This is a genomic window from Mycobacterium sp. PTI7 (genome assembly GCF_056679845.1).
The window spans coordinates 2,642,299-2,657,035 of sequence record NZ_CM155252.1; the positions used below are offsets into that span (position 1 = coordinate 2,642,299).

The window sequence follows — 14,737 nt, forward strand, 5'->3', positions numbered from 1 at the left end:
TCTAGCCGACCAGTTCGGCAACCTTCCGCACAGCGGTCTCGAGGGCGTAGTCGGCATCGGCCGCTGCGCCCTTGACGTCTGCATTGAGGGTCGCCACCAGGCGCATCGCCTCGGCCACCGAGTCCCGCGACCAGCGCCGGGCCTGACGCTGCACCTTCTGCACCCGCCACGGCGGCATGCCCACCTCACCGGCCACCTGGTTCTGGTTCCCCGACAGCGGCCCGATCCGAGCGATCGCGTGCACCGCCTCGGCGAGGGCATCGGCCAGCACCACGTGCGGTTCGCCGCCCATCACCGCCCAGCGCAGCGCCTCCGCGGCGCCCTCGACGTCGCCGGCCACCGCCATCTCCGCGATCACATAGCCCTTGATCTCGGCCTTGCCCTGGTGATAGCGCCGGACCGCGTTGACGTCGATGTCGCCCGCGGTGTCCGCGACGAGCTGCGAGCAGACCGCGGCCAGCTCGCGTAGATCCGACCCGACCGCCTCGAGCAGTGCGGCGATGGCGTCGTCGCCCACCTTTGCCCTGTGCGACCGGAACTCGCGCTTGACGAAGTCGGCCCGCTCCGACGGCTTGGTCAGCTTCGCGCACGGGTGGACGTCGGCGCCGAGCTTCTTGAGCTGATCGGCCAGCGCCTTCGCGCGGCCACCACCGGAGTGCACCACCACCAGCACCGTCCCGGGCGGCAGATCGGCGGCCGCACCGTTGATCAGTCCCACCGCGTCCTTGCCTGCGTCGGCGGCCGACTCGAGCACCAGGACCCGCTCGTCGGCGAACAGCGAGGGACTCAGCAGCTCGGCGAGTTCGTTGGTGCTGATCTCGCCGGCCCGCATGCGGTCGACGGGGACGTCGACGGTGCCCGCGGCGGTGCGTGCGGTCTGCAGGACCGCGGAGACGGCCCGTTCGATCAGCAGTTCCTCGTCGCCGAGGACGAGGTGGAGTTGGCTCACGCACCGATGGTGTCACGTCCCCGCGACATCTCCACTCGCCGCCCACGCGACCAGGCCGGCCGCGCACCACGCCACCAGCAGCCGCCCCCAGCGCCGCCGCCACGCGACCACCGCGCCGAGCGTGCTCACCGCCACGCACAGCACGCCCGCCACGCCGGACGGGACCGGAATCGCCGCGCCGGGAACCGAAGCCGCGTACTCGGCCACCCGCAGCAGCCACCACAGTTCGGGACCCGTGAACCGGATCACCATGCCCGCGCCGGCCGGCCACGGCGTCACCAGCGCCGCCGCCAGCGTGCCGAGGACGGTGATCGGGGCGATGACGGCGGTCACCGCGAGGTTCGCCAGCACCGCGACCACGCTGACCGCGCCCGAGATGCCCGCCACCAACGGCGCCGTGACGAGCTGCGCGGCCACCGCGACGCTGACGGCGCCGGCCAGGGGAACCGGCCAGCCACGAGCGACGAGCCGGGCCGACCACGCGGGCGCGATCACGACCAGGGCCGCCGTCGCCGACGCCGAGAGGGCGAATCCGACGTCGACCGCCATCTCGGGCCACCCGATCATCACCGTGATGATCGTGGCCGCCAGCGCCGGGATGGCCTGCCGCCGACGGTGTGACAGCACCGCGAGCAGCGTGATGGCGCCCATGATCGCCGCGCGCAGCACGCTGGCCGTCGGCTGCACGACGATCACGAACGCGACGAGCGCGAGGGCCGCGAGGACCACCGCGATCCGAGGGCCCACCAGCATCGCGGACAACAGCACGGTGCCGCACACGATGGTGACGTTGGCCCCCGAGACGGCGGTCAGGTGCGTGAGACCGGCGGTGCGGAACTCGGCGACCACCAGCTGGTCCACCGCGGCCGTGTCGCCGAGCACCAGCGCAGGGAGCATCGCGGCTTGATCCGCGGGCAGGGACGCGCGCGACGCCTCCGCGAAGTCCCGGCGGACGGCGGCCGCGAGCCGGTTGGCCGGGCCCGCCGCGCCGAGACGGGGTTCGCCGGTGGCCGCGAGCGTCGCCACCGAGAGGTCGCGTCGCGTCGGCCGGCTCACCCGCGCGCGGAACTCCGCTGGGCGGCCCGCGGTGAGGTCCCCGTAGCCGACCACCGAGGCGAACACCATGACCCGGCCGGTCTGCGGGCGGCCGTCGACCGCCAGCAGCGCACCGCGGAACATCACCCGGCTGCCCGCGACCACACGCGGCGTCTCCACCGCCCGGACGGTGACCGCGACCGTGTCGCCGGTCCGCGACCCGAGCGGGTGGTGCGCGACGTCGCCGGCACGGATGCCGATCGCCACCGCGAACGACATCCCGACCAGCGCCACCGCGGCCACCGACGGCCACCCCCGTGCCACTCCGTCCGGAGCGCGACGCGCCAGCCAACCGACGACCGCCGCGGTCAACCCCACCGCCGCGACCACCACGGCCACCGTGACCGCCGGCGACCACAGGATGCCCGCAGCCGTGACGCACCACGCGGTCAGCGCCGCGGGCACCAGGCGGAGGTCGGTGCCGGTCGTCGGCGTCACACATGGACCAGGTCGCGCAGCTTGTCCAGCCGCGCGGGGCCGATGCCATCCACCTCACCGAGTTGCTCGACGTCGGTGAAGCGCCCGTTCGCGTCCCGCCAGGCCACGATCGCGGCCGCCGTCACCGGGCCCACGCCCGGGAGTTCGTCGAGCTGCTCCACGGTCGCCGTGTTCACGTCGATCGGGCCGGCGGCGGCGGCCGGCGCGTCGGATGCGTCGGGCGAGGACTGCGCCGCCGCACCCGATGGCGGTGTGATCGAACTACCCATCGCCGTCGGCGCACTCGGGGTCGCCGCGATCCCGACCACGATCTGCTCGCCATCGGCCAACCGTCGCGCGACGTTGAGTCCCATCAGGTCGGCGCCGTCGAGCACTCCTCCGGCGGCGGCGAGGGCGTCGTCGACGCGTGCGCCCGCCGCGAGCGTCACCAGACCGGGATCGCGGACGAGCCCGACGACGCTGACCACCACCGGCTGGGCCGCATCGGGCTGCGCCGGACCGGGCGCACCCGGTGACCGCGCCGCCGTCGAGACCATCTCCACCGGCGGCAGGTTCGCCGAGGCGACGGGCGGCGGATCGTTGCCGGCGACGGTGAACACGGTGACCATCACCGCGATGGCCCCCACCACCGACAGGGCGACGACCCCCGCCCGCCCGGGGTCCGCGCGCAAGGTGCCGATCCACTGCAACCGACCGGCCGGCGTGGCGTCGGGCAGCCACTTGGCCAGTGAGGTGTCGGACTGGTCGGCGTCGGTCTCGGGATCCGCGTCGGTGGGCGCATCGGTTCCGCCGAGCCGGCGGTGCGCCCGGTCGGTGGGCTGTTCGAGTCGCATGCCGCGAACGTAGGCCGCGGGGACGACCGAACCGGCTCGTCGACCGCGGCCACCCCCGGCGCCTGGGGATGAATACGGCACTGTGGATCACCTGCCGGTCTGCCCGAACCACCGGGGACAATGGGCGATCGCCCCGATTGGTGAACAACTTCCGAATAGTGTCCGGTGTACGTCCCGACCCGCCGAGGAGGCCCTGCATGAGCACAACCGTCGACCGTCCACTCCGGGTGATCCAGTGGACCACCGGCAACATCGGCAGGCGCTCGTTGCACGCGATCATCTCCCGCGACGACATGGAGCTGGTCGGCGTCTACGCCCACGGCGCCGACAAGGTCGGCGTCGACGCCGCCGACCTCGCCGGATGGCCGGAACCCACCGGGGTGACGGCGACCGACGACGTCGACGCCCTGATCGCCCTGGCGCCCGACGCATGCTGCTACAACCCGCTGTGGCCGAGCATCGACGAACTCGTCGCGCTGCTGGAGGCCGGCATCAACGTGTGTTCGAGCGCCGCGTGGATCACCGGCGGGAAGCAGTCCCGAGACGACCTCGACCGCATCGAGAAAGCTTGTGTCGCAGGGAATTCGACGATCTTCGGCAGCGGCGCGCACCCGGGGATGACGAACATGGTGGGCATGGTGCTGTCCGGCTCCTGCGAGGACGTCGACGAGATCCGCATCACCGAGTCCGTGGACTGCTCCACGTACGAATCGGCGGGCACCCAGTCGGCGATGGGCTTCGGCCAGGACCCCGAGACGCCCGGCCTCGCGGAGAGCGTGCGCCGCGAGAGCGAGGTGTTCGCCGAGTCGGCCGCGATGATGGCCGACGCCATCGGCGCCCCGCTGGACCGCATGACGTTCGACGTGGAGTTCACCGCCGCGACCGGGGACACCGACCTGGGCTTCATGCAGATCCCCGCCGGCACCGTCGGCGGCGTCTTCGGCTATCACCGCGGCTGGGTCGGCGACCGCAACGTGGTGAGCGTCGGCTTCAACTGGACCATGGGCAACCACGTCACGCCGCCGAAGCCGCTCGAACACGGACACGTCATCCAGGTGTTCGGCACGCCCAACATGCGCACCGTGCTGCACTGCCTGCCGCCGCGCGACTGGACCGAGCCCGGCTTCATGGGGCTGGGCATGATCTACACCGCGCTGCCGGTGACGAACGCGGTGCCCGCGGTGGTGGCAGCCGCACCGGGAATCGTGACCTTGAAGGACCTCCCGCCAGTGACGGGTCGGTTCAGGGGCTGAGCCGCGCCGCCAGCACGGCGGCACCCGGTCCGTCGAGGTCGTGCAGTGCGTCGCCGCGGCCGGCCATCGCCATCAGCAGCGCCTCCCCCGGACCGCGTACGTCCGGACCGCGTCCGGCCGACCAGTCCAGGTCGGTGGCGACGAGCCGCACTCCCCTGGTCCGCCAGGCCCCTCTGATCAGCGGCGCCCAGCGCGCGAAGTCCAGCGCGGTAAGCAACCGGTCCGGTGCGATGGTGCGTGGCACGCCCAGCGGACGACGGACGTCCTGCTGGTGAATCATGTTGTCGACGAGTGCGATCCGCCCACCGAACCCCGCTCCCAGCCCGGTCGGCGTGGCGTGCTCCCGCACCATCGCGACCAGATCGCCGGTCGGCGTGCCCGCCATGTCGGCGACGGCGAGTTCGTTGATGCGGTCGGTCTGGAGCCTGCCACGCAGGAAACGAGTTACCAGGGCGCGGGCGGTCATGCCCTCGAAGCTCATCGTGTGGGCCGCCACGTCGCGGACCCGCCAGCGCGCGCACAGCGTCGGCGCGTCCCACTGTTCGGCGGTGAGACCGGCGAGCAGGTCGGCGAATTCGAGGCGCTCGTCGCGGGCCGCCCCCAGGGCGCTCACGGGCCCGCCACCGTCAGCGCCACACCGACCGCACCCGCTCCGACGTGCACGGCCAGGACGGGACCCATGTCGGTCACCGTCAGCGACTCGAGCTGCGGCAGTCGTGCGGTGAGCGCGGCACCGACGACGTCGGCGTCGTCGTGGTTGTCGACGTGGTGCACCACGATCGACGCGGCCCGGTCACCCACCACGTCGGCAACGGCGTCGACCATGGCGGCGTGGGCCTTCGACGCGGTGCGGATGCGCTGCGAAGGCACCAGCCGGCCATCGACGTCGAGGTGTAGCAGCGGCTTGAGCGAGAGGGCGGTGCCCAACCACGATGCGGCCGTGCCGATCCGGCCGCTGCGGCGCAGGTTGTCCAGTCGGTGGACGACGATGAAGGCGTGCCCGCGCGGCACCGCGGATCGTGCGGCGGTCTCGACCGCGTCGAGGTCGGATCCGTCCGCGGCGGCCTTCGCGGCGGCGACGGCCACGAAGCCGACGCAGGCCGCCGCCGACCGCGAGTTGATGACGCGCACCGACGACCCGAACTCGCGGGCCGCGGCGCTGGCGGTGCTGAACGTGCTCGACAGCGCCGCGGACAGGTGCACCGCGACCACGCCGTCTCCGTCGCTGTCGGCGAGCGCGGTCCGATATGCCTCGGCCAGGTCGGCCGGGGATGCGCCTGCGGTGGTGACGTGGCTCCGGGTGTGGACGTCGTTGGGCACCGGATCGACGCCGTCGCGGAGGTCGTCGCCGTCGATCAGGACGTGCAGCGGAACCTCACGGATGTTCCAACGCTGCAGATCTTCTCGACTCAATCGACCGGACGAGTCGGTCACCACGACGACGGCCATGCTCAGCCGGCGTCCGCGACCGGCACGCCCGCATCGGCGAGTGCCTTCAGCATCAGGTCGGCGACGTTGCGGTGCGCCTCGAAGTTCCAGTGGATGCCGTCGGGGTTGCCGCGGCCGCTGGTGATCTCGTCTCCGACGGCGGCCTTGAGGTCGACGAGCGGGACGTCGTGCGCGGACGCCCACTCGTCGATGGCCGACACCGTGCCGTCACGCCAGCGGTGCGACTTCCCGTACGCCTCGGCGACGTGGACCGACGGGATGCACGCCACGAACGGGATTCCGGGCCGGTTGAAGTCGATCGCGGCACGGGTCTGCTCGAGGTAGTCGGCCGACAACTCGGGTGGCAGCGCAGGTCTCGCGATCGGCGACATCCGGGGCTGCACCCAGCCATAGCCGTCGCGTACCCACCTGCGCAGCAGCGGCGGACGGACGTAGCGGATGAGTTCGCGCAGCGCGGTGGGCAGCGGTGAGGGCAGCGAGTCCATGCCGCTGGTGGCGAAGACGACCGCGCCCGCGCGGGGCAGCGCGGCCCACGCGCGCGGATCGCCGATCGCCGCCCACCAAACGTCGCGGCACGTCCAGCCGATGCGGCCGATCAGCTCGACGTCCCAGTCCAGGTGTGCGCCGACGATGTTGGGCCAGATCTGCGGGTGGTCGGCGGGGAGACCGCCGGCTGGGCCGTAGTAGGAGAGAGAGTCGCAGAAGACGAGCAGGGTCCGGCGCTGAATCGGTTGAGGCTCAGAGGACATCGTTGGCGACCTGCGCCGAGGCGTTCCACACGTCGAGTCGCCACCGGATGTCGTCGAACGGCGCGTCGGTCTCGGAGTGCCCGGCCAGCTGCACCCAGCTCGCGTTGCCCATGCCGCCCAGGATCGGCCAGTTGTCCACGGGCAGGCCGAGGATCGCACCCGTCAGCGCCGCGATCAGGCCGCCGTGTGCGACGAGGACCACGGGCCGCTCGGCGTCGTCGACACCCCATTCCTCCTGCTGCTCGACGAGTTCGGCCACCAGCGGAAGGCTGCGCGCGGCGACGTCGACCCGGCTCTCACCGCCGTGTGGCGCCCATCGCGCGTCGTCCCGCCACGCCAGCCGGGCCCCGGGTGCGATCGCGTCGACCTCGTGGTGGGTCATGCCCTGCCAGTCGCCGAGGTGGGTCTCCCGCAACCGGGTGTCGGTCAGCACCGGCACGCCCGCGCGTTCGCCGAGTGCGGTGGCGGTGTCCAGTGCGCGGCGCAGGTCCGACGAGACGATCAGCAGCGGTTGACGTTTGCCGAGCACCTCGGCCGCGGCGGAGGCCTGCTCGCGGCCCAGCTCCGACAGATCGGTGTCGAGTTGGCCCTGCATCCGGCTGCCCGCGTTGTACTCGGTCTGACCGTGCCGCAGGAGGACCAGCCGCCGCACCCTCACTGCTCGTCCTCGCGGGGGTCGGGGTCGCGCTCGACGCCGTCGAGGTCGATCGGCACCAGGGGGCAGTCGCGCCAGAGCCGGTCCAGCGCATAGAAGTTGCGCTCGTCCTGATGCTGCACGTGGACGACGATGTCGACGAAGTCCAGCAGGACCCACCGGCCTTCGCGGGTGCCCTCGCGGCGGGCGGGCTTGAACCCGGCGCCGCGCATCTTCTCCTCGACCTCGTCGACGATCGCGTTGACCTGGCGGTCGTTTGACGCCGACGCGATGACGAAGTAGTCGGTGATGACGAGCTGCTCCGACACGTCGATGACGACGACGTCGTCGCCGAGTTTGGCTGCCGCCGCCTGGGCGGCGACCGTGGCCATGTGAAGCGCTTCGGACGTGGCACTCATCGCGGTGTCTCTCCTGTGGGTGGGTGGGTGTGGTACAGACCGCGCTTCGAGACGTACTGGACGACGCCGTCGGGCACCAGGTACCAGATCGGTCGCCCGGACTCGGCCCGCTCGCGGCACTCGCTCGACGAGATCGCCAGGGCGGGCACCTCCACGAGGTGGAGGGCGTCGCGCGGAAGTTCCTTCATGGCCGCGGCGATGTGCTCGCCGTCGAGTTCGTACCCCGGCCGGCTGACACCGACGAACCTCGCGAGCGAGAAGAGGTCCTCCCAGTTCTGCCAACTCAGGATGGAGCCCAGGGCGTCGGCGCCGGTGATGAAGTACAGGTCGGTGTCGGGATTGCTGCCGGCCAGATCGCGGAGCGTGTCCTTGGTGTAGGTGGGGCCGCCGCGGTCGATGTCCACCCGGCTGACCGAGAACCGCGGGTTCGCGGCCGTCGCGATGACCGTCATGAGGTACCGGTCCTCGGCGGCGGTGACGCTGCGGTCGCGCTTCTGCCACGGCTGCCCGGTGGGGACGAACACCACCTCGTCGAGGTCGAACAGGTCGGCCACCTCACTGGCGGCGACGAGGTGACCGTGGTGGATGGGGTCGAACGTCCCACCCATCACACCGAGCCGTCGTCGAGTCACGAATAGGCAGCTTACGGCAGTGATCGGTGGCGTCCTGCTGGCGCGGAACGGCGGTGGTCAGACCGGCAGCAGGGAGTCGATCACGCCCGCCAGCTGCTTGGCGGACCTGCACTCGTGCATGGTGATGACGTCGGTGTAGCGCGGTACGGCCGAGTCGCCGCTGCCCCACAGGTGCTTCGGCTCGGGGTTGAGCCAGTGGGCGTGCCGTGCGGCGTTCACCATGTGCGCGAGGAGGTCGACCTGCGGATTGCGGTAGTTGTTGCGTCCGTCCCCCAGCACGAGCAGCGAACTGCGCGGTGACAGCACGTTCGGGTACTTCTCCTGGAACGACACGAACGCGTGGCCGTAGTCGGAGTGGCCGTCGCGGGTGTAGACGCCCGCCTCGCGGGTGATGCGCTGGACGGCCACCGCCAGATCGGCCTCCGGGCCGAACATCTCGGTGACCTCGTCGGTGGTGTCGATGAACGCGAACACCCGCACCCGGGAGAACTGCTGACGCAGCGCGCTCACCAGCATCAGGGTGAAGTGGCTGAACCCCGCGACGGAGCCCGACACGTCGCACAGCACGACCAGTTCGGGCCGGGCGGGGTGCGGCTTCTTGAGCACGACGTCGATGGGCACGCCGCCGGTGGACATCGACTTGCGCAGCGTCTTGCGCAGGTCGATCTCCCCCGCACGCGAACGACGTCGGCGTGCCGCCAGGCGGGTGGCCATGGTGCGCGCCAGCGGGGCCACCACGCGGCGCATCTGGCGGAGCTGCTCACCGGATGCGCGGAGGAACTCGACGTTCTCGCTCAGCTGCGGGATGCCGTACATCTGCACGTGCTCGCGGCCCAGCTGTTCGGCGGTGCGCCGCTTGGTCTCGCCCTCGACCATCCGGCGCAGCTGCGAGATGCGCTTGGCCGCAATGGCCTTCGCGACCTGCTCCTGGGTGGGGCTGGGATCGTCGCCGTAGCCGGCGAGCAGGCCCGCCAGCAACCGGCCCTCGAGTTCGTCGAGCGCCATGGCCTTGAGTGCCTGATACGACGAGTAGGACGGTCCGCGACTGGAGTTGTACCGGCCGAAGGACTCGACGATCTGGGCGATCATCGCCGCCAGCCGATCGTCCATGTTCGCCAGGTCGGGGTCGCTCTCGAGCATCTTGACCAACGCGTCGCGCATGGCCTCGACGTCCTGCGGCGGCGGACCGTCCGGCTGCTCGGCGGCGTCGTCCTCGTCGTCGACGACCGTCCGCGCGCCGAGAGCGGCGGGCCACCACAGGTCGAACATCGCGTCGTAGGTCTCACGGTGTTCGGCACGGCGCATCACCGCGCACGCGAGGCCCTCCCGCAGGATCTCCCGGTTCCCGAGGCCGAGGGTGGCCAGCACGCGGCCCGCGTCGACGGTCTCGGACGGGCCGACCGCGATGCCCACTCCGCGCAGCGCCTCGACGAACTCGACCAGGTGGCCCGGGATGCCGTGCGGGGCAAGCGGTTGCGGGGCGCGAGTGCGTCGGACGACCATGGCCGGCTCCTAGTTCAGCTTGAGTTCGCCGGCTGCGCGCTGCTGGTCGGACTGGTGCTTGAGCACGACCCCGAGCGTCGCCGCGACCATCGCGTCGTCGATGGTGTCCATCCCGAGCGCGAGCACCGTGCGGCCCCAGTCGATGGTCTCGGCGACCGACGGCACCTTCTTGAGCTGCATGCCGCGCAGGACGCCGATGATGCGGACCAGTTCCTCGGCCACCTTCTCCGGCAGTTCGGGGACCCGGGACAGCAGGATGCGGCGCTCGAGATCCGGTTCGGGGAAGTCGATGTGCAGGAACAGGCAGCGTCGCTTGAGCGCCTCGGACAGTTCGCGGGTCGCGTTGGACGTCAAGAGCACGAAGGGCGGCTTCTCGGCGACGATCGTGCCCAGTTCGGGCACGGTGACCGCGAAGTCGGACAGCACCTCCAGCAGCAGGCCCTCGATCTCGATGTCGGCCTTGTCGGTCTCGTCGATCAGCAGGACCGTCGGTTCGGTCCGCTTGATCGCCGTCAGCAGCGGCCGGGTCAGCAGGAACTCCTCGCTGAACACGTCCATCTTGGTCTGGTCCCAGTCGCCCGACCCGGCCTGGATGCGCAGGATCTGCTTGGCGTGGTTCCACTCGTAGAGGGCACGCGCCTCGTCGACGCCCTCGTAGCACTGCAGGCGGACGAGGCCCGCTCCGGTGCACTGCGCGATGGCGCGCGCCAGCTCGGTCTTGCCGACGCCGGCCGGGCCCTCGACGAGCAGCGGCTTGCCCAGGCGGTCGGCGAGGAAGACCGCGGTGGCGGTCGCGGTGTCGGGAAGGTACCCGGTCTCGGCCAGTCGCGTGGCGACGTCGTCGATGTCGGTGAACAGCGGAACCCGGGTGGGGACGGTCACGTGGCGTGTCTCCTGGTTAGACGGGGCGGACGTGGCCGGTGACTGGTGAGCCCCACACCACCCACTTGGTCGAGGTCAGTTCCGGCAGTCCCATCGGGCCGCGGGCGTGCAACTTCTGGGTGGAGATGCCGATCTCGGCGCCGAAGCCGAACTGCTCGCCGTCGGTGAACGACGTGGCCGCGTTCACCATGACGGCGGCGGCGTCGACCTGGCCGGTGAACCGTTCGGCCGCAGCCAGATCCTTGGTCACGATGGCCTCGGTGTGCCCCGTGCCGTACTCGTTGACGTGAGCGATCGCCGCGTCGACGCCGTCGACGACCGCGAGCGCGATGTCCATCGACAGGAACTCCCTGCGCAGCTCGTCCTCGCTCGGGTCCGCGTGCACCGTCACGCCGGCGTCCTGCAGCGCCCCGACCAGACGCGGGAGCGCACGGTCGGCGATGGCGGCGTCGACCAGCAGCGTCTCGGCGGCGTTGCAGACGCTGGGCCGACGGGTCTTGCTGTTGAGCAGGATCCGCTCCGCGACGTCGAGGTCGGCGTCCGCGTGCACGTACACGTGGCAGTTGCCGACACCGGTCTCGATGGTCGGCACCGTGGCGTCGCGGACGACGGCGTCGATGAGACCTGCCCCGCCGCGCGGGATCACGACGTCGACCAGACCCCGCGCCTGGATGAGGTGGGTGACGGTGGCACGGTCCTCGCTGGGCAGCAATTGCACCGCGTCCGCGGGGAGGCCCTCGGCGACGAGCGCCGCGCGCAGGGCGACGACGAGCGCCTCGTTGGAGTGGCGTGCCGACGAGCTGCCGCGCAGCAGTGCTGCGTTGCCGGACTTGAGCGTCAGGCCGAACGCGTCGACGGTGACGTTGGGCCGGCCCTCGTAGACCATGCCCACCACGCCGAGGGGAACCCGCTGCTGGCGGATCTGGAGCCCGTTGGGCAGCGTGCGGCCGCGCAGCACCTCGCCCACCGGGTCGGGCAGGCCGGCGACCTGGCGGAGACCTGCCGCGATCCCGTCGATCCGCTGGGTATTGAGGGCGAGGCGGTCGAGGATGGAGTCCGGGGTGCCGGCGGCGCGGGCGGCGGCCAGATCGGCGGCGTTGGCCTCGAGCACCGCGTCGGCGTGGGCGAGCACCGCGTCCGCGGCGGCGTGCAGTGCCCTGTCCTTGGTGGCCGAGGTCAGCGTGCCCAGCACTCGCGACGCGACGCGGGCCCGGCGCGCGGCGTCGTGCACCTGCTGGCGCAGGTCGGGACCCGCTGGGGCGTGCACGGTCATCCGACCAGGATATCGAGGTAACGCCCATTCGGTCCGGTCGGGGTTACGGTGAGGCCGTGACGCGGTCCGGTAGCCGAGTGTGCGTGGTGGGCAGCGTGAACCTCGATCAGTCGCTGCGGGTGCGTGCGCTGCCGCTGCCCGGTCAGACCGTGCTGGCCTCGTCGGCGTCGTGGGCGCCGGGCGGCAAGGGCGGCAACCAGTCGGTGGCGGCGGCACGGGCCGGCGCCACCGTCGACCTGGTGGCCGCGGTCGGTGACGACGATGCCGCGACGCAGCTTCGGGACCACCTGTCGGGCAACGGAGTCGGTCTCGACGGCCTACTGACGGTGCCCGGGCCCAGTGGCACCGCGGTGATCGTCGTGGACGACGGCGCCGAGAACTCGATCGTCGTCGCGCCCGGTGCCAACGCCCACCTGCACCTGGCCGCACCCCGCGTCGAGGCGGTCATCGCCGCCGCCGACGTGGTGCTGCTGCAACTCGAGATCCCGATGGACACCGTGCTGGCCGCCGCCCGGATCGGCGCGTCGGCCGGGGCGCTGGTGATGCTCAACGCGTCGCCGTCGGCCGCGCCGGAGGACCTCGAGGCGCTGGCCGCGACGGTCGACGTGGTGGTGGTGAACGAGGCCGAGTCCCGTGACTGGCACTGGCCCGTCGACCACCTGGTGATCACGCGCGGCGCCGACGGCGTCACCCATCGCAGTGCCGCGGGGACCACGACGGTGCCCGCACCGGCAGTGGAGGCCGTCGACACCACCGGCGCCGGCGACGTCTTCGCGGGCGTGCTGGCCGCCGACTGGCACCGCGGCGCCGAGATCGCGCTGCGCCGGGCGTGTGCCGCGGGCGCGCTCGCCACCCTGGTCCCCGGCGCGGGCGACTGCGCGCCGACCCGCGAAGCCATCGACGACGTACTCGATGACGTACTTGACGACGAAGATGACGACGAACGAGGAGGCCCGTGACCACCACCGAGAACACCCCCCGCCCGCCCGACGGCGACTGGCTCGGCACACCGTTCCTGCGCTTCGACCGGGAGGGTCCGTTCGGCGTGGTGACGCTGGACCGTCCGGAGGCGCGCAACGCCATGACGCCGGCGATGTACTTCGGCATCCGCTACGCCGTCACGCACGTCGAGACCGACGACAGCCTGGCCGGCCTGCTCATCACCGGCACCGGTGACGTGTTCGCCCCCGGTGGCGACCTCGGCGGCGGCGACGGCGTGGACGACTGGATGACGTTCGGGCCGGCCCTGTCGATGGACGTCACGCCGTTCGAAACGCTGCGGCAGTCGGTGAAGCCGGTCGTGTCGGCGGTCAACGGTCTGTGTCAGGGCGGCGGCCTGCAGATCGCCATGTGCAGCGACATGGCCGTGGTCAGCGACCGGGCCACGTTCCGGGTGCCGGAGCTGTACCGCGGCATCGCCGACACGTACTACAGCCAGATGCTGGCGCGGATGATCGGCCCGGTGCGCACGCGCGACCTGATGTTCACGGGGCGCACGCTGACTGCCGAGGAAGCCGTCGACTGGGGCATGGTCGCGCGGATGGTCCCGCACGACGACCTGGGCGCGGCGTCCCGCGAGGTGCTCGCCCAGGTCTGCCGCACCGCGCCCCGGGCGCGTTCGGTGATCAAGTCGAGCCTCGACAACTACATGGGGTTGTTCGACCGGATCGGCATGAAGGCGTCGTACAGCGGATCGGAGGCCGCCGAGGGGTTCGTGGCGTTCAAGCAGCGCCGCTCCCCCGACTGGGTGCACCCCGACCTCCGCACCGAGGGCAGGCTCTAGTCCGCGTCAGGCCATGGGCCGGCGCACGTCGTGCGCGATCGCCATGCCGATGCCGGACTCGAAGTCGGCAGCGGTCTGGCTGAGCTGCACGCGACTCCGGTTCGGGGACAACGCGATCGACAGGAAGTGGTGGGGCCGTCCGGCGGCGTGCGCCACGGTGTTCACCCGGATCACCGCGGTACCGATCGCGGTGCCGAGCAACGACGCGACCCGCGGTCCGGCCACCTCCGCGCTCAGATCGTGGTCGACGCGCTCGAGCCCGACGCCCGCGCCGTACAGCAGCTGGTACAGCGGCGCCCCGGCCAGTGCGGCCGGGGTCAGTGCGGCCTCGAGGTCGGCGGGCAGCCACGCCTCGGTGACCATCAGCGCCTCCTTCGACGTCCGCGCCCGGCGCAGTCGCAGCACGTGCAGTCGGAGTTCGGTGGACCGCAGCCGCTCCGCCACCGGGGGCGGGGTGGGCCGGACCTCGCACTCGAGGACCTCGACCTCGGTCTCGAACTCCACCTGACGCAGACCGGCCATGTAGGACCCGGCCGGGTCGTGCTCGCGCGGCTCGACCTTCTCGGCCACGAAGGAGCCGACGCCGTGCCTGCGCTCGATCAGACCGGCCTCGGCGAGGTCGGCCAGTGCGCGGCGGACGGTGATGCGGGAGACGCCGAACTGCTCGCACAGCGATTGTTCGGTCGGAAGCGCCTGCCCGGCCACGACGGCGCCGCGGGCGATCTCGTCGTGCAGCACGAGGTACAGCTGGCGGTGCAGTGACACGCCGGAGTCGGCGTTGACCAGCGTCTCACCGTCGTTGATCTCGGCCATCGCCGTGATCTTCGCACGAGCGGGTTCCGCGC

Annotated in this window: 16 protein-coding genes; 3 read left to right on the top strand and 13 right to left on the bottom strand. The window is 71.8% G+C overall.

Annotated features, from left to right (window positions below; all coding sequences use genetic code 11):
• Position 1: 1 nt before the first annotated feature.
• The 3 genes from holA to AC1MEY_RS12690 are packed head-to-tail and all read right to left on the bottom strand — an operon-like array spanning position 2 to position 3,315.
• A complete protein-coding gene (gene holA, locus AC1MEY_RS12680) occupies positions 2–949 on the bottom strand; it encodes a DNA polymerase III subunit delta (RefSeq protein ID WP_480230961.1) in 948 nt (315 codons plus the stop codon).
• Positions 950–961: 12 nt separating this feature from the next.
• Entirely contained in the window at positions 962–2,482 is a 1,521-nt protein-coding gene (locus tag AC1MEY_RS12685; RefSeq protein WP_480230962.1) for a ComEC/Rec2 family competence protein, read from the bottom strand.
• Positions 2,479–3,315, bottom strand: coding sequence for a ComEA family DNA-binding protein (locus tag AC1MEY_RS12690; protein WP_480230963.1), 837 nt, complete (start codon positions 3,313–3,315; stop codon positions 2,479–2,481). Before AC1MEY_RS12690 ends, AC1MEY_RS12685 begins: the two co-directional genes overlap by 4 nt.
• A 197-nt stretch (positions 3,316–3,512) precedes the next feature.
• Here AC1MEY_RS12690 and AC1MEY_RS12695 point away from each other — a divergent pair, with 197 nt between their 5' ends.
• Positions 3,513–4,568 (top strand): NAD(P)H-dependent amine dehydrogenase family protein, encoded by a 1,056-nt coding sequence (locus tag AC1MEY_RS12695; protein WP_480230964.1) that lies wholly within the window; start codon positions 3,513–3,515, stop codon positions 4,566–4,568.
• Here AC1MEY_RS12695 and AC1MEY_RS12700 read toward each other — a convergent pair.
• From AC1MEY_RS12700 to AC1MEY_RS12740, 9 genes are read right to left on the bottom strand one after another with little or no spacing between them, the layout of a single operon-like run.
• Complete coding sequence (locus tag AC1MEY_RS12700) at positions 4,558–5,172, bottom strand: maleylpyruvate isomerase family mycothiol-dependent enzyme (protein ID WP_480231451.1); 615 nt, start codon at positions 5,170–5,172, stop codon at positions 4,558–4,560. The two genes, AC1MEY_RS12695 and AC1MEY_RS12700, sit on opposite strands and share 11 nt — an antisense overlap.
• A gap of 5 nt (positions 5,173–5,177) precedes the next feature.
• Positions 5,178–6,017: a DegV family protein gene (locus AC1MEY_RS12705; protein ID WP_480230965.1), complete on the bottom strand. Its 840-nt coding sequence runs from the start codon at positions 6,015–6,017 to the stop codon at positions 5,178–5,180.
• Between the two features lie 2 nt (positions 6,018–6,019).
• On the bottom strand, positions 6,020–6,766 hold the full coding sequence (gene octT, locus AC1MEY_RS12710) for a diglucosylglycerate octanoyltransferase (protein WP_480230966.1): 747 nt from the start codon (positions 6,764–6,766) through the stop codon (positions 6,020–6,022).
• A complete protein-coding gene (gene gpgP / locus AC1MEY_RS12715; protein WP_480230967.1) occupies positions 6,756–7,424 on the bottom strand; it encodes a glucosyl-3-phosphoglycerate phosphatase in 669 nt (222 codons plus the stop codon). The genes octT and gpgP overlap by 11 nt, the downstream gene beginning before the upstream one ends.
• Entirely contained in the window at positions 7,421–7,819 is a 399-nt protein-coding gene (rsfS, locus tag AC1MEY_RS12720) for a ribosome silencing factor (RefSeq protein WP_480230968.1), read from the bottom strand. The genes gpgP and rsfS overlap by 4 nt, the downstream gene beginning before the upstream one ends.
• Positions 7,816–8,451, bottom strand: coding sequence for a nicotinate-nucleotide adenylyltransferase (gene nadD, locus AC1MEY_RS12725; protein ID WP_480230969.1), 636 nt, complete (start codon positions 8,449–8,451; stop codon positions 7,816–7,818). The genes rsfS and nadD overlap by 4 nt, the downstream gene beginning before the upstream one ends.
• A gap of 57 nt (positions 8,452–8,508) precedes the next feature.
• Positions 8,509–9,954, bottom strand: coding sequence for a vWA domain-containing protein (locus AC1MEY_RS12730; RefSeq protein ID WP_480230970.1), 1,446 nt, complete (start codon positions 9,952–9,954; stop codon positions 8,509–8,511).
• A 9-nt stretch (positions 9,955–9,963) separates the two neighbouring features.
• On the bottom strand, positions 9,964–10,836 hold the full coding sequence (locus tag AC1MEY_RS12735) for an AAA family ATPase (protein WP_480230971.1): 873 nt from the start codon (positions 10,834–10,836) through the stop codon (positions 9,964–9,966).
• Between the two features lie 16 nt (positions 10,837–10,852).
• On the bottom strand, positions 10,853–12,109 hold the full coding sequence (locus tag AC1MEY_RS12740; protein ID WP_480230972.1) for a glutamate-5-semialdehyde dehydrogenase: 1,257 nt from the start codon (positions 12,107–12,109) through the stop codon (positions 10,853–10,855).
• 56 nt (positions 12,110–12,165) lie between these two features.
• Here AC1MEY_RS12740 and AC1MEY_RS12745 point away from each other — a divergent pair, with 56 nt between their 5' ends.
• Positions 12,166–13,068 (top strand): ribokinase, encoded by a 903-nt coding sequence (locus tag AC1MEY_RS12745; protein WP_480230973.1) that lies wholly within the window; start codon positions 12,166–12,168, stop codon positions 13,066–13,068.
• Positions 13,065–13,892 carry an enoyl-CoA hydratase/isomerase family protein gene (locus AC1MEY_RS12750; RefSeq protein ID WP_480230974.1) on the top strand — a complete coding sequence of 276 codons (828 nt, stop codon included), beginning with the start codon at positions 13,065–13,067 and terminating at the stop codon, positions 13,890–13,892. Before AC1MEY_RS12745 ends, AC1MEY_RS12750 begins: the two co-directional genes overlap by 4 nt.
• Before the next feature lie 6 nt (positions 13,893–13,898).
• On the opposite strand, the gene AC1MEY_RS12755 is transcribed toward AC1MEY_RS12750, so the two are convergent.
• On the bottom strand, positions 13,899–14,705 hold the full coding sequence (locus AC1MEY_RS12755; RefSeq protein WP_480230975.1) for a GntR family transcriptional regulator: 807 nt from the start codon (positions 14,703–14,705) through the stop codon (positions 13,899–13,901).
• Positions 14,706–14,737: the final 32 nt, after the last annotated feature.

Bases quoted from the DNA above. Each gene is read 5' to 3' on its own strand.
- AC1MEY_RS12690 (WP_480230963.1), bottom strand. From the start codon at position 3,315: ATGCGACTCGAACAGCCCACCGACCGGGCGCACCGCCGGCTCGGCGGA.
- AC1MEY_RS12695 (WP_480230964.1), top strand. From the start codon at position 3,513: ATGAGCACAACCGTCGACCGTCCACTCCGGGTGATCCAGTGGACCACC.
- AC1MEY_RS12705 (WP_480230965.1), bottom strand. From the start codon at position 6,017: ATGGCCGTCGTCGTGGTGACCGACTCGTCCGGTCGATTGAGTCGAGAA.
- octT (WP_480230966.1), bottom strand. From the start codon at position 6,766: ATGTCCTCTGAGCCTCAACCGATTCAGCGCCGGACCCTGCTCGTCTTC.
- rsfS (WP_480230968.1), bottom strand. From the start codon at position 7,819: ATGAGTGCCACGTCCGAAGCGCTTCACATGGCCACGGTCGCCGCCCAG.
- AC1MEY_RS12730 (WP_480230970.1), bottom strand. From the start codon at position 9,954: ATGGTCGTCCGACGCACTCGCGCCCCGCAACCGCTTGCCCCGCACGGC.
- AC1MEY_RS12740 (WP_480230972.1), bottom strand. From the start codon at position 12,109: ATGACCGTGCACGCCCCAGCGGGTCCCGACCTGCGCCAGCAGGTGCAC.
- AC1MEY_RS12755 (WP_480230975.1), bottom strand. From the start codon at position 14,705: ATGGCCGAGATCAACGACGGTGAGACGCTGGTCAACGCCGACTCCGGC.